Below are 13,518 nucleotides of genomic sequence, written 5' to 3'. Positions count from 1 at the left end.
GGTGGAGCCGATCGCAGGATCGGTCCGGGCGACGTGGAAAGGCGCGCGGCTCAGCGCGGGCCGTTGATGATGCGATGCACCGAGGCGGCGTAGCGCTGCAGTTGCTCCAGCGTCACGAACTCGTCGGCGGTATGCGCCTGGGCGATGTCGCCCGGGCCGTAGACCAGCGCGGTGTAGCCGCCGGCGGAGAACAGCGAGGCCTCGGTCCAGAAGTCCACCGCGTTGCCGATCGGCAGCTCCAGCGCATCGGCGACGTCGCGCGCGGCCAGGCGCTTGTCCTCGGCGCGCGCAATGTCTCCCGACGGCAGGCTCGGCCCGCGGAAGGTCTCCTCGAAATGCGCCGCGGCCGGCTCGGCGAAGCCGGCGAAGGTCGCCAGCAACGCATCCACATCCATCGACGGCAGCGGCCGGAAACCGAAGCGCAGCTCCGCCGCCGGCGCGATCATGTTGGCCTTGATCCCGCCCTCGACCCGGCCGATGTTGAAGCGCAGCCCGGTCAGCCCGCCGAAGCGCGCATGCGCCAGCGACTCCACATGGTCCAGCGCACGGCCGCCCCAGCGCATTGCCTGATGCAGGGCGCTGGCCGCGGCATCCTGCTTGCCGGAGGCATGCCCGGCGCGGCCGGCGAAGCGCATCAGCACCGAACTGATGCCGCGGTGCGCCAGCACCGCCTCGCTCATGGTCGGCTCGGCCACCAGCACCGCTTCATAGGGAATACCGCGGGCCAGGAACGCGGCGATGCAGCGCGGGTCGTTGGCTTCCTCGTCGCTGGAGAACAGGAACGCGGCATCGCCGTCGCCGGCATTGGCCGCGGCCAGCAGCGCCGCCGCCGCGCCCTTGATGTCGCACACGCCCAGGCCGACCACGCGATCGTCCAGGCGCCGCATGACGTGCGGATCGGCGCTCCAGTGCGGCGAATCCGGCACCGTGTCCAGGTGCACGTTGAACAGGTACTTCGGCGTGCCGCGTACCGCGTACAGGCTGACCGCGCCGGCGCCGTGGTCGATCACCTCCACCGCGAAGCCGGGCAGCTGCGCACGGAGGTAGTCGAAGATGCCATCGGTGCCGATCGCCCGCGGCGGATTGCGGGTGTCGAAGGACACCAGTTCTTTCAGGTGGGTCAGGGTGGATTCGAGCAGATCGGTCATGGTGTGTCAGGCTGCCGTGGTGCTGGTGCGGTAGAGATCGGGATAGGCGATTTCCATCAACGACTGCGGCCGCGCCGGCGCGGCGAACCCATACTGGGCGTACAGCGCATGCGCATCGGAGGTGGCGAGCATGAAGCGACGCAGGCCTTGCAGCTGCGGGTGGGCCATCACCGCCGCCACCAGCTGCTTGCCGTAGCCGCGGCCGCGGTGGGCGTCGAGCACGAACACGTCGGCGAGATAGGCGAAAATCGCGCCGTCGGTGATCACCCGGGCGAACGCCACCTGCCCGACGCCATCGAGATGGCCGCCGAAGCACAGCGAACCGGCGATCGCCCGCTGCACCGTGTCCAGCGGGATGCCCAGGCTCCAATAGGCCTGCTCGCTTAGGAAGCGATGGATCAACGGCAGATCCAGTTCCTGCTTGTCGGTGCTGATGCGCAGTGCGTGCATGAGGTCCATCAGACAGGTCCTTCTCCCCTCGGGAGAAGGTGCCCCGCAGGGGCGGATGAGGGTACGAGCGAAGCCTGGTGAAGCCAATCGCGCTAGCAGGTGAAGATCCTGGCGAAGCTCGCGCAACCAACTAGTGCGAGGCTTCGCCCGGACCCTCACCCCAACCCCTCTCCCGAAGGGAGAGGGGCTTTACGCGTCAGCGGTTGACCTGCGCGTACAGCGTCGAGCTCATCCCGAACAGCTTGATGAAGCCCTCGGCCTCGGCCACGCCCCAGTCCGCCGACTGCGCGTAGGTCGCGCCCTTGGCGTTGAGCAGGTGCGGCGACTTCACCGCCACCGCGTCGACGCGGCCGCCGCGGGTCTCCAGCGTCACTTCGCCGTTGACCATGGCCTGCGACGACTTCAGGAAGGCTTCCAGGTCGGTCTTCAGCGGATCGTGATAGAAGCCTTCGTACACCAGCTCCACCCACTTGCGCGCCACGTCCGGCTTGAAGCGGTTCTGCTGCTTGGTCAGCACCGCATCCTCCAGCGCGCGGTGCGCGGCCAGCAGCGCCACCAGGCCCGGCGCCTCGAATACGATGCGGCCCTTCAGGCCGATCACGGTGTCGCCGGTGTACACGCCGCGGCCCACGCCGTAGGGCGCGAACAGCTTGTTGAGCTTGGCCAGGATCTGCTCGCCCGGCAGCGCCTTGCCGTCGAGCTCGACCGCCTCGCCGTGCACGAACTTCAGCTTCACCGTCAGCGGCTCGGTCGGCCACGCGCTGCGCGGCGCGCACCAGCCGCGGGCGCCCTCGCCCGGCGCTTCCCAGCGGTCGATCTCGCCGCCGGACATGGTCAGGCCAAGCAGGTTCTCGTTGATGGTGTAGGCCTGCTGCTTGGCACGCACGCCGAAGCCGCGCTCCTCCAGGTACTTCTGCTCGTAGGCGCGGGTCTGGGTGTGTTCCTTCTGGATCTCGCGGATCGGGGCGACGATCTCGTAGTCGCCCAGCGCCTTGACCGCCAGGTCGAAGCGCACCTGGTCGTTGCCCATGCCGGTGCAACCGTGGGCGATGGTCTTGGTGCCCAGTTCCTCGGCGCGCTTGAGCGCGGCATCGACGATCAGATAGCGGTCCGACACCAGCAGCGGATACTGGCCCTGGTAGCCCTCGCCCGCCCACACGAACGGCTTGACGAAGCCGGCCCAGATCGCCGGGCCGCCGTCGACGGTGACGTGGCTGGCCGCGCCCAGTTCCGCGGCGCGCTTCTCGATGAAGTCGCGCTCCTCGGCATCCACGCCGCCGGTGTCGGCGAACACGGTGTGCACCGCATACCCCTTGGCCTGCAGGTAGGGAATGCAGAAGCTGGTGTCGAGGCCGCCGGAGAAAGCGAGGACGATGTCCTTGAGGCCGGGAGTGGGGAGTGGGGAATCGGGAATGGTAGAAGCGGTGCTCATGGCGGTTTCCTTGATGACGCGTAAAAGTGGGGGCAAAGGCTGCTGCTGCGACGATTCTCTATTCCCGATTCCCGATTCCCGCTTGCGAAGCAAGCGCCGCCATGATCGCCTTCTGCACATGCAGGCGGTTCTCGGCCTCGTCGATGGCGATGCAGTTGGGCGAATCCATCACCGCGTCGGTGGCCTTGACGTTGCGGCGCAGCGGCAGGCAGTGCGAGAACACGCCGTTGTTGGTCAGCGCCATCTTGCGTTCGTCGACGATGAAGTGCTGGTACTGGTCGCGGATCGGCTTCTCCGGGCCCCAGTTGCCGAAGAACGGCAGCGCGCCCCAGCTCTTGGCGTAGACCACGTCGGCACCGGCGTAGGCGCTGTCGATGTCGTGGCTGACGGTCAGCGAGCCGCCGCTCTCCTGCACGTTCTGCGCGGCCCAGCCCATGTAGCGCTCGTCGAGCACGTAGTCCGGGGTTGGGCACAGCAGGGTCACGTCCATGCCCAGGCGGGTGGCGATGGTCAGCGCGGAATTGGCCACCGCGGTGTTCAGCGGCTTGGGATGGTAGGTCCAGGTCAGCACGTACTTCTTGCCGCGCAGGTCGCGGGTGCCGAAGTGCTCCTGCAGCGCCAGCGCATGCGCCAGTTCCTGGCAGGGATGGGTGATGGTCTCCATGTTGATCACCGGCACCGGCGAGTACTTGGCGAAGCTCTTCAGCACCAGGTCCTCGCGGTCCTTGGCCCAGTCGACGAACTTCGGGAACGCGCGCACGCCGATCAGGTCCACATAGCGACCCAGCACCCGCGCCACCTCGGCGATGTGCTCTTCGGTGTCGCCGTCCATCACCGTGCCCAGGTCGAACTCGATCGGCCACGCGTCCTTGCCCGGCTGCAGCACCACCGCGTGGCCGCCCAACTGGAACGCGCCCAGCTCGAAGCTGGTGCGGGTGCGCATGGACGGGTTGAAGAACACCAGCGCGATCGACTTGCCCTTCAGCTCGCTGCCGAGGCGGTTGCGCTTGAACAGCGCCGCCTGGGTCAGCAGCGCGTCGAGCTCGGCGCGGCTCCAGTCCTGGGTGTTCAAGAAGTGCTTCAGAGACATCGATCGATCCTTTGCAGCGGTGGGGACGCGGGGACGCGCGAGGCGTTCTACAGGGAGGTTCTTTACGGGTGAAACTTTTCCGGCCGATGAAAACGAAAAAACCCAGCCTCGGGCTGGGTTTTCAGAACGAACGGCACGACGCTCCGGTTACCCAGCGAGAATGTGGGATTCCGGTCGACGCGCGCGCGACGTCATGCCCGAGGCCATGCGTGCGGCGCTGAGATCGTGCTGGGGCAGGTTCGCTTTCATCGGCGCGCATCCTCGCACGCGCACGCCACAGGCGCAAGCGCGTGCGGCGCTCAGCGCGGGGGCACCACCACCGCGTCGGGCACGTACGGCGCCACCGAGACGCGGATACGCAGGCGGTTGCCCGGATCCTCGGGCAGCCGCGAGCGGTACTTGGTGCCCTTGTAGACATAGTCCACGTCGTAGGCGATGGGCCGGCGGAACTCGCGGCCGACCTCGACCATCCGGCAGTTGCGCCCCCCCTGCGGCGCCGCGGCCGGCGCAGCCGCCTGCGGTGCCGGCTCCTCGTGGCGGCGGCTGAAGATGTCCTTCACCGAATCCATCAGCCGGTTCAAGCGGCTGTCGTCCTCGGCCGGCTTGGGCGCCGGCGCCGTCGGGGCCGGCGTGGGAGCCGGGTCGCATTGCTGCTCAGTGCGGGTGGCGCGCAGGGTCTGGTAGACCGGCTCCACGTTCAGCACCTGGGCGTAGTCCAGCTTGACGTTCTCGATCACCACCACCCGGTTGCGCGCCTCGGAGTCCTGCGCCCAGGCCGGCGCGGCGGCGCAGGCAAGGATGCCGACCAGCGGCAACAACGGGTTCGGGCGCATCGGCAGCAGCTTCGCAAGGGCAGACCAATGAGTGTAGGCATGGCGGCTTGCGTCGGGCTGAACGCGAGCCGACAGGCGCGCCGCGCGCCCGCCTGGCGACGGCTGCCGGTAGAATCGGACGGTTTCCCCACCGCCGATGCCGATGAGCCTGCGCCTGCACAACAACCTGACCCGCCGGGTCGACGCCTTCGAACCGCTCGATCCGGTGGCCGGCCCGACGCTCTACGTCTGCGGCCCCACCGTCTACAACTACGCGCACATCGGCAACGCCCGCGGCCCGGTGGTGTTCGACGTGCTGGCGGCACTGCTGCGGCGCCGCTACGGCAAGCTGCGCTACGCCCGCAACATCACCGACGTGGACGACAAGATCAACGCCGCCGCGCAGGCGCAGGGCGTGCCGATCTCCGCCATCACCGACCGCTTCGCGGCCATCTACCGCCAGGACATGGCCGCGCTGGGCGTGACCCCGCCGGACATCGAGCCGGCGGCCACCGCGCACATCCCGCACATCGTGGCGATGATCGAACGGCTGATCGCCGGCGGCCACGCCTATGCCGCCGAAGGCCACGTGCTGTTCGCGGTGGCCAGCTTCGCCGATTACGGCAAGCTGTCGCGGCGCGACCCGGAGGAGATGCTGGCCGGCGCCCGCGTCGAGGTCGCCCCGTACAAGCGCGACCCGGGCGACTTCGTGCTGTGGAAGCCCTCCAGCGACGACCTGCCGGGCTGGGACTCGCCATGGGGCCGCGGCCGCCCCGGCTGGCACATCGAGTGCTCGGCGATGGCCGCCGCGCACCTGGGCGAGACCATCGACATCCATGCCGGCGGCGTCGACCTGCAGTTCCCGCACCACGAGAACGAGATCGCGCAGAGCGAATGCGCCCACGGCGGCGCCACCTTCGCCCGCGTCTGGCTGCACAACGGCATGCTGACCTTCAGCGGCGCCAAGATGAGCAAGTCGCTGGGCAACATCGAAACCGTGCACGATCTGATCGAGCGGCATCCGCCGGAGGCGCTGCGCTGCGCACTGCTCAGTGCCCACTATCGGCAGCCGCTGGACTGGTCCGACGCCCTGATCCAGGCCCAGGTGGCCCGGCTCGATGGCCTGTACGGAACGCTGCGCGATCTGCAGGGCATCGAGGCTGAGGCCGTCATTCCGGCCGAGATCGAAGAGGCCCTCGACGACGACCTCAATACGCCGCTGGCGCTGTCGGTGCTGTCGAGCCTGGCGACCCAGGCGCGACAGGCACTGCGCGAGGCGGCGCCGGCCGGCGGCCCCGACCCCGCCGATGCCACGCAACGTGCCGACGCACTGTGCCAGGCCAAGGGCCGTCTGCTCGGCGCCGGCCTGGCCCTGGGCCTGCTGCAGCAGGATCCCCAGGTCTGGTTCCAGGGTGCCGGCAGCGACGACGACGCCCGCATCCAGGCGCTGATCGACGCCCGCAGCGACGCCAAGAAGGCCCGCGACTTCGCCCGCGCCGACGCCATCCGCCAGGAACTGGCCGACGCCGGGATTGTCCTGGAGGACACGCCACAGGGCGTACGCTGGAAGCGTGGGTGAACACCACACGCGCAGTCAGAAGAAGCGCGGCTGTTCCCTTCTCCCCTTGGGAGAAGGTGCCCCGAAGGGGCGGATGAGGGTACGGGCGCCGGATGAGGGTACGGCGCGAGGCGACTCGCATAGACAGTTCGCGAGGCTACGCCCGCACCCTCACCCCAACCCCTCTCCCGGAGGGAGAGGGGCTTTACATCGCTTGATTCTGGATTGCTGATGACCGACACCGACTTTCCGCTCGAACCCACGCCCGCCGACGCCCAGGCCGCCATCGCCGAGGAGTTCGGCTTCTTCGGCGACTGGTCCGAGCGCTACCAGTACCTGATCGACCTGGGCCGCAAGCTGCCCGCCTTTCCCGAGCACTGGAAGACGGAGGAGCATCGCCTGCACGGCTGCCAGTCGATGGTGTGGATCGTGCCCGAGGGCAATGCCGAGCGCCTGGTGTTCCATGCGATCAGCGACTCGGCGATCGTCTCCGGGCTGATCTATCTGGCGCTGCGGGTCTATTCCGGGCGCAGCGCCGCGGACATCCTCGCCACCGCGCCGGACTTCGTCGCCGCCATCGGCCTGGGCAAGCATCTGTCGCCGACCCGCAGCAACGGCCTGGCCGCGCTGCTGGCCTTCATCCAGGACACCGCACGCGCCCAGCAGGCATGAGCGCGCCGCTGCCCACCCCACCGCAGACATTGCGCACGCTGCTGGCGCACCCCGGCTTCGCCCTGGTGCTGGCCTACCGCATCCTGGCGATGCTGTCCTATCAGGTCGTCGCGGTCACCGTCGGCTGGCATATCTACGAGATCACCCGCGATCCATTCTCGCTGGGGCTGATCGGGCTGGCCGAGATCCTGCCGTTCTTCTGCATCGCCCCGTTCGCCGGCTACCTAGTCGATCACCTGCCGCGCCGCTACCTGGGCATGCTCGCCAGCGTCGGCCTGGTCGCCACCGCCGCGATCCTGCTGGCGGTGAGCCGCGGCTGGCTGGCAGCGCAGGGCGTGTGGCCGATCTACGCGGCGATCGCGCTGACCGGCGCCGCGCGCGCCTTCCTGTCGCCGGTGTACAACGCGCTGTTCGCCCGCGTCCTGCCGCGCGAGGCCTATGCGCGCGGCGCCAGCGTCGGCAGCGTGGCGTTCCAGGCCGGCATGGTGATCGGCCCGGCGCTGGGCGGCCTGCTGGTCGGCTGGGGCGGCAAGAGCCTGGCCTACGGCACCGCCATCGGCGCCTCCAGCGCGGCGCTGCTGGCGCTGTGGCTGCTGCGCGTGTCCGAGCCGGTGCATGAAGGCCCGCGCGCACCGATCTTCCGCAGCATCGCCGAAGGCGCGCAGTTCGTGTTCTCCAACCAGATCATGCTCGGCGCGATGGCCCTGGACATGTTCTCGGTGCTGCTGGGCGGCGCGGTGTCGATGCTGCCGGCGTTCATCCACGACATCCTGCACTACGGCCCCGAGGGCCTGGGCATCCTGCGCGGCGCGCCGGCGCTGGGCTCGATCCTGGTCGGCGTGTGGCTGGCACGGCACCCGCTGCAGCGCAATGCCGGGCGCGTGCTGCTGCTGGCGGTGGCCGGCTTCGGCCTGTGCACCATCGCCTTCGGGTTGTCGCGGCACTTCTGGCTGTCGGCGGCGATCCTGCTGGTCTACGGCATGTGCGACGGCGTCTCGGTGATCGTGCGTTCGACCATCCTGCAACTGGCCACGCCGGACGCGATGCGCGGCCGCGTCTCCTCGATCAACGGTATCTTCATCGGCTCGTCGAACGAACTGGGCGCGTTCTACGACGGCGTGATGGCGCGATTGATCCACCTGGTGCCGGCGGTGGTGCTGGGCGGTTGCGTGACCCTGGGCGTGGTCGGCATCACCGCGTGGAAGGCGCCCAAGCTGCGCAATCTGGATCTGCGCGACCTGCAGTAGGTCTGGCTGATGGCGAGTGTGGGTCGGACGCGAGACAGCTCGGCCCGGTCGTGCATCACGCACCCTGGCGCAGGCGCGTGCGCACCGCGCCAGTCATCCTTCCATTCGCCGCAAATGGCCGCGCTCAGCGCGCGGCGGTCGCCGCGCGCGCCTGCGCCTCGTCGTCGGCCCAGGCATGCGCGCAATCCGGCACGCCGGCCGGCTGCACCAGGCCGCCCTGCCCCGCCAGGAACCGGCAGGTGGCGGCGAACACCGCCGGCACCGCCCGCGAGCGGATCGGCGAGGCCAGCACGTGATTGTCCGCCCCAGGGAAATCCACCGCCTGGCGCAAGGCCGGCGGTGTTCCCAGCTGCTTGAACATCGCCTGCAACGCCGCCACCGACACCGTGCGGTCCTGGTGCTGCGGATCGCGATAGTAGTAGCCCAGGAACACCGGCACATGGATCCGCGCATAGGTCGCCGGCCGCATGCCGCCGCGGGTCAGCGCCGCCAGCGCGCGGTAGCCGTCCAGGTGCGTGGCGTCGGCCCAGTAGGCACTGTCGACCGGATAGCGCAGGATCGGATCGCCATCGTTGTGCGTCCACGCCAGCAACTGCGCGCCCCACGGCCACAACATCGGCTGCAGCTGATCGCCGTACTCGCGCACCAGCGGCGACCACAGCACCAGCGCCTGCACCTGGCGCGGATTCGCCGCCACCGCCTGCGTCGCCAGCGCACCGCCCATCGAATTGCCGATCACCACCACCCGGTCGCCCAGCACCCGGGTCACCGCCAGCGCCTCGGCCGCACCCGCGAGCAGGCGGCCGGCATCGACGCCGCGCAGCGCATCGGCTGCGACCAGGCCGTGCCCGGGCAGGCGCGGCAGATACAGATTGCAGCCGAAGCTGCGCGCCAGCCGCACGTGGGTGGGCGCGCCCTCGCCCTGGCTGGCGGTGAAGCCATGCAGATAGACCATGGCGCACGCACGTCGCCCGGGATGCGCCGGATCGGCCCAGACGATCCGCGCCTGGTTGTCCGGGCGCAGCCCCGGCGTGGCACGTTCGCGCGCATCGATCCAGGCCTGCAGCGCCAGCGGATCCTGCGGCACCGCCGGCGCCGCCACCTGCGGCAAGGCCACGCTGACCCGCGGCCCCAGCGCAACGACCGCCAGCAGTGACAGGGCGATCAGGATCGGCCAGCGCCAGCGACGACGGAGTTTGCGCGCACCCGATCCGGCCACGTCGGAATGACCGTTCAAGCGCGACGCTCCGTTATCGAACTGAGCGAGGATACATAATGGAAATAATTTTCAAGCAGTGACATTGATTGTCGGCGTCGACATGGCGATATACCACAGCCGCCATTATGCGACACCGTCATGACAGGCGCATTTAAAGCCTCTCCAAAGCCACGCGCAGCACTGAAATTCCGATGACAAGCGACTGAATTTCATGGCGTATTTTTTCACCAACCAGTACCGGTAAAACGCATTTTGTAGACAAGATGGAAAGCCAGCAAACACAGAAAGGAAGGCGAAAGAAGGCCCCGAAATTATCTCCTCCGAATTAAGTTTCAGCCCGCTTCTAGAAAATGGACGCGCCTCGAAACGCGCGGCTCCCATATGAAACACGGATGGAATCAGCCGAATGGAACATTCGCTTTTTCGTGACGAGGCAGTGGACGCCCGGAGCCAGGCATGGCTGGGGACGGTACGACTGGCAACGCCGCTTTCGACCCGGGCCTGGACCTTCGTCGCCCTCGGCATGGCCGCCGCCATTGTGCTGTGGCTCTTCTTTGGCTATTACACCCAGCGCGTCCATGTCACCGGACTCCTGGTTCCGCGCGCGGGCTTGATCAGCCTGACCGCCAATACGCTCGGCGTGATCGATCACGTCGGCGTCGCCGAAGGCGATCGGGTCGCGAGCGGACAGGTCCTGGTCTCGCTGTCGGGCGAGCACACCAGCAAGGCACTCGGCAACACGGCGGCCAGCGTCAGCGCGCAGTTGCAACGCCAGGCCGGCAGCCTGCGCCAGGACATCGGCGATACCCTGCAGTTGCAGGACAAGCAGGCAGAGGACAACCGCACGCAGCAATCCGCACTGAAGGAGCAACTGGTTCAAATCGATGCGCAGATCGCCATCGAGAAAAAACAGATGCAGTTGGTGCAGGAGCTGGTGGACAAGTGGTCGGGCCTGGTCGCCGGTGGCTACATCCCGGCGCTGCAGGTCGAGCAGGAGCAATCGGCGTTGCTCGCCGACGAGTCGCAGCTGAGGTCGTTGCAGCAGCAACGCGCCAGTACGCAGCAGCAACTGAGCGTCCTCAACGATCAACTGACCCAACTGCCACTGGCCGTGTCCGCCAAGCTCAACGACCTGCGCCGGCAACTCGCGCAGGTCGAACAGACCCTTGCGCAGAACGAAGCGGCACGCGCCAGCGAACTGCGTGCGCCGGCCAGCGGCACCGTCTCCACCTTGCTGGTCAAACCCGGCGCTTCGGTCGCACTTGGCCAACCGCTGCTCGCCATCGTCCCGGACGGCTCGACCCTGCAGGCGCAGATCCTGGTTCCCAGCCAGGCGGTCGGCTTCGTCCATCCGGGCATCCAGGTCACCCTGCATTACCAGGCATTCCCTTACCAGAAATTCGGCCTGCACCACGGCGTGGTGCGCAGCGTCTCGCGCAGCGCACTGACGCCGGGCGAAGTCACCTTGCTGCTCGGCGGCGGCAATCCGCCCTCCTCCGACCCCCTGTACCTGGCCCGCGTGGATCTGGCGGATCAGAACGTCGAAGCATATGGACGCAAGGAACCCTTGCGCCCGGGCATGGCGCTGGACGCGGACATGTTGCTGGACCGGCGCCGGATCGTCGAATGGATCTTCGAGCCGCTGTACGGCATGGGCCATCGCTGGAGCAGTGGCGCGTGAACGCGGCCCCCACGCATCACGGCACGACGGCACAGACTGCGAGCGCGCAGGACGCGCGCGCCGCGAAACTGCGCTTCTGGCGTACGCGCGTCCTGCCAAACGTGCTGCAGGCCGAAGCCGCAGAGTGCGGCCTGGCCTGCATCGCGATGATCGCCGGCTATCACGGACACCATACCGATCTGCCCGCGCTGCGACGCCGCTTCAGTCTGTCGCTGAAGGGCATGACCGCGCGACGCCTGATCGAGATCGCGCATGCGCTTGGGCTGCAATGCCGGCCACTTCGGCTGGACCTGGAAGAGCTCGGTCAGTTACAGACGCCCTGCGTGCTGCACTGGGACATGGATCACTTCGTGGTGCTGCGCAGCGTCGGCAAGCACGGGATCGTCGTACACGACCCCGCGGTCGGCGTGCGCAACTTGAGCATGAGCGACGTCGGCAGGCACTTCACCGGCGTGGCAATCGAGTTTTCCAGAGGGCCGACCTTTCAGCGCCAGCGCGAGACGCCGCCGGTGTCGCTGCGCGCGCTCGCCGGCTCGGTGCAGGGCCTGGGCCGCGGACTGGCGCAGATCTTCGGGCTGGCCCTGGTCCTGGAAGTCTTCGCGCTCCTGGCGCCCTTGTTCATGCAACTTGTGGTGGATCAGGTGATCGCCGATGGCGACCACGACCTGCTCACGTTCCTCGGCCTGAGCTTCGCACTGCTGATCGTGCTCGAAACACTCGTCTCGGCCTTGCGCAGCTGGACCGTGATGTGGCTCAGCACGCACTTCAACCTCGGCTGGACCGGTAATGTGTTCCAGCATCTGTTGCGTCTGCCGCAGTCCTACTTCGGCACGCGCCATCTCGGCGACATCGTGTCCCGCTTCGGTGCGATCGACACGATCCAGCAGACGCTCACCACCCGCTTCGTCGAGATCCTGCTCGACGGGCTGCTCGCCAGCGTCACCCTGGTCGTGCTGTTCGTCTACAGCCCATTGCTGTCGGCCATCGTCCTCGGTGCGGTCGCCGTGTATGCGGCACTTCGGCTGCTGTACTTCCGCGTCTACCGCGAGGCCAACCTCAGCCAGATCACCGTCACCGCCAAGCAGCACAGCCGATTCCTGGAGGCGGTCCGCGGCGTGCAGACGATCCGCCTGAACAACCAGGAGGCCGAGCAGACCGCGCGCTACCTCAACGCTGCGACCGACACGCTGAACACGTCCATCGCCGTGCAACGCCTGGACATGCTGTTCACCGCATTGCAGAACCTGGCGGCAGGCGCGCAGCGCCTGGGCGTGCTCTGGCTGGGTGCTTGGCTGGGATTGAAAGGCCAGTTCACCGTCGGCATGTTGACCGCCTTCTTGGCCTACGGAGACCAGTTCAGCAGCCGCGTCGCCAGCCTGGTCGACTATGCGATCGAACTGCGCATGCTGCGTCTGCAGGCCGAAAGACTGGCCGACATCGTACTGACGCCACCCGAGGCCCACGCCACCAGCGAGCACGCGGGTCCGCTGCCGCAGCCCAGCATCGCCTTCAACAAGGTCAGCTTCCGCTATGCCGAAGGCGAGCCCTGGATCCTGCGCGAGTGCAGTTTTGCGGTGCAGGCAGGCGAATCGGTCGCCATCGTCGGCCCATCCGGGTGCGGCAAGAGCACCCTGGTGAGAGTACTGCTCGGCCTGCTCGATCCGCAACAGGGCGCGATCGAGATCGGTGGCCTCGATCTGCGCCGGCTCGGCAAGTCCCGCTACCGCGCGATCACCGGCAGCGTGATGCAGGACGACCATCTGTTCACCGGTTCGATCGCCGAGAACATCAGCATGTTCGACGTACTCGCCACGCCGCAGGACATCGAGGAGGCCGCCTGCCTGGCCGGCATACACGAGGACATCATGGCCATGCCGATGGGCTACCACAGCCTGGTCGGCGACATGGGATCCTCGCTCTCCGGCGGCCAGCAACAACGCCTGTTCCTGGCGCGCGCGCTGTACCGGCGCCCGCACATCCTGGTGCTGGACGAGGCGACCAGCCATCTGGATCTGGCGCTGGAACGCCAGCTCAACCAGGCGATCAAGGCCCTGAACATCACCCGCATCGTCATCGCGCACCGCCCCGAAACGATCGCGCACGCCGATCGCGTCATCGAATTGCACGAAGGAGCAGTCCGCACGCGCCAGCCTGCGGCGCATGCGCCACGCGCGCCCGTCACCTCCTAGCTTGCCGCCGGCACGGCGGC

11 protein-coding genes are annotated in these 13,518 nt (G+C 68.1%); 5 read left to right on the top strand and 6 right to left on the bottom strand.

Annotation, left to right across the window (positions count from 1 at the left end; translation table 11 throughout):
* Positions 1-50 precede the first annotated feature (50 nt).
* From CEK68_RS10825 to CEK68_RS10805, 5 genes are all read right to left on the bottom strand, one after another.
* Complete coding sequence (locus CEK68_RS10825; RefSeq protein ID WP_152239358.1) at positions 51-1,148, bottom strand: acetylornithine deacetylase; 1,098 nt, start codon at positions 1,146-1,148, stop codon at positions 51-53.
* 6 nt (positions 1,149-1,154) lie between these two features.
* The gene (locus tag CEK68_RS10820) at positions 1,155-1,607 is read right to left on the bottom strand and encodes a GNAT family N-acetyltransferase (protein WP_017912496.1); all 453 of its coding nucleotides are present in this window, start codon (positions 1,605-1,607) and stop codon (positions 1,155-1,157) included.
* A 187-nt stretch (positions 1,608-1,794) separates the two neighbouring features.
* Positions 1,795-3,030, bottom strand: coding sequence for an argininosuccinate synthase (locus CEK68_RS10815; protein WP_152239357.1), 1,236 nt, complete (start codon positions 3,028-3,030; stop codon positions 1,795-1,797).
* A 58-nt stretch (positions 3,031-3,088) separates the two neighbouring features.
* Complete coding sequence (locus CEK68_RS10810; RefSeq protein WP_017912498.1) at positions 3,089-4,120, bottom strand: N-acetylornithine carbamoyltransferase; 1,032 nt, start codon at positions 4,118-4,120, stop codon at positions 3,089-3,091.
* Between the two features lie 299 nt (positions 4,121-4,419).
* Positions 4,420-4,953, bottom strand: a complete 534-nt coding sequence (locus tag CEK68_RS10805) for a hypothetical protein (protein ID WP_152239356.1) — start codon at positions 4,951-4,953, stop codon at positions 4,420-4,422.
* 142 nt (positions 4,954-5,095) lie between these two features.
* Between CEK68_RS10805 and cysS the strand changes: the two genes are divergently transcribed.
* The 3 genes from cysS to CEK68_RS10790 all read left to right on the top strand — a co-directional run bounded on the left by cysS (position 5,096) and on the right by CEK68_RS10790 (position 8,409).
* Entirely contained in the window at positions 5,096-6,511 is a 1,416-nt protein-coding gene (gene cysS, locus CEK68_RS10800) for a cysteine--tRNA ligase (RefSeq protein WP_193314168.1), read from the top strand.
* Positions 6,512-6,721: 210 nt separating this feature from the next.
* Positions 6,722-7,162 carry a SufE family protein gene (locus CEK68_RS10795; protein ID WP_017912501.1) on the top strand — a complete coding sequence of 147 codons (441 nt, stop codon included), beginning with the start codon at positions 6,722-6,724 and terminating at the stop codon, positions 7,160-7,162.
* The gene (locus CEK68_RS10790; protein WP_152239354.1) at positions 7,159-8,409 is read left to right on the top strand and encodes an MFS transporter; all 1,251 of its coding nucleotides are present in this window, start codon (positions 7,159-7,161) and stop codon (positions 8,407-8,409) included. Before CEK68_RS10795 ends, CEK68_RS10790 begins: the two co-directional genes overlap by 4 nt.
* Positions 8,410-8,533: 124 nt before the next feature.
* On the opposite strand, the gene CEK68_RS10785 is transcribed toward CEK68_RS10790, so the two are convergent.
* Complete coding sequence (locus CEK68_RS10785) at positions 8,534-9,646, bottom strand: alpha/beta hydrolase (RefSeq protein ID WP_226977845.1); 1,113 nt, start codon at positions 9,644-9,646, stop codon at positions 8,534-8,536.
* A 592-nt stretch (positions 9,647-10,238) separates the two neighbouring features.
* On the opposite strand from CEK68_RS10785, the gene CEK68_RS10780 reads away from it, so the two are divergent.
* Both CEK68_RS10780 and CEK68_RS10775 read left to right on the top strand, forming a co-directional pair.
* A complete protein-coding gene (locus tag CEK68_RS10780; protein WP_226977844.1) occupies positions 10,239-11,309 on the top strand; it encodes an HlyD family efflux transporter periplasmic adaptor subunit in 1,071 nt (356 codons plus the stop codon).
* Positions 11,306-13,498: a peptidase domain-containing ABC transporter gene (locus CEK68_RS10775; protein WP_152239353.1), complete on the top strand. Its 2,193-nt coding sequence runs from the start codon at positions 11,306-11,308 to the stop codon at positions 13,496-13,498. Before CEK68_RS10780 ends, CEK68_RS10775 begins: the two co-directional genes overlap by 4 nt.
* Positions 13,499-13,518 lie beyond the last annotated feature (20 nt).

Origin of the sequence: Xanthomonas sp. LMG 12461 (assembly GCF_009192935.1) — a bacterium.
Taxonomy (GTDB): Bacteria; Pseudomonadota; Gammaproteobacteria; order Xanthomonadales; family Xanthomonadaceae; genus Xanthomonas_A; species Xanthomonas_A sontii.
This window is presented reverse-complemented; position numbering and strand designations above follow the sequence as displayed.

Coding starts and splice junctions, on each gene's coding strand:
- CEK68_RS10825 (WP_152239358.1), bottom strand. CDS start 1,148: ATGACCGATCTGCTCGAATCCACCCTGACCCACCTGAAAGAACTGGTG.
- CEK68_RS10810 (WP_017912498.1), bottom strand. CDS start 4,120: ATGTCTCTGAAGCACTTCTTGAACACCCAGGACTGGAGCCGCGCCGAG.
- CEK68_RS10790 (WP_152239354.1), top strand. CDS start 7,159: ATGAGCGCGCCGCTGCCCACCCCACCGCAGACATTGCGCACGCTGCTG.
- CEK68_RS10820 (WP_017912496.1), bottom strand. CDS start 1,607: ATGGACCTCATGCACGCACTGCGCATCAGCACCGACAAGCAGGAACTG.
- CEK68_RS10795 (WP_017912501.1), top strand. CDS start 6,722: ATGACCGACACCGACTTTCCGCTCGAACCCACGCCCGCCGACGCCCAG.
- CEK68_RS10815 (WP_152239357.1), bottom strand. CDS start 3,030: ATGAGCACCGCTTCTACCATTCCCGATTCCCCACTCCCCACTCCCGGC.
- cysS (WP_193314168.1), top strand. CDS start 5,096: ATGAGCCTGCGCCTGCACAACAACCTGACCCGCCGGGTCGACGCCTTC.
- CEK68_RS10805 (WP_152239356.1), bottom strand. CDS start 4,953: ATGCGCCCGAACCCGTTGTTGCCGCTGGTCGGCATCCTTGCCTGCGCC.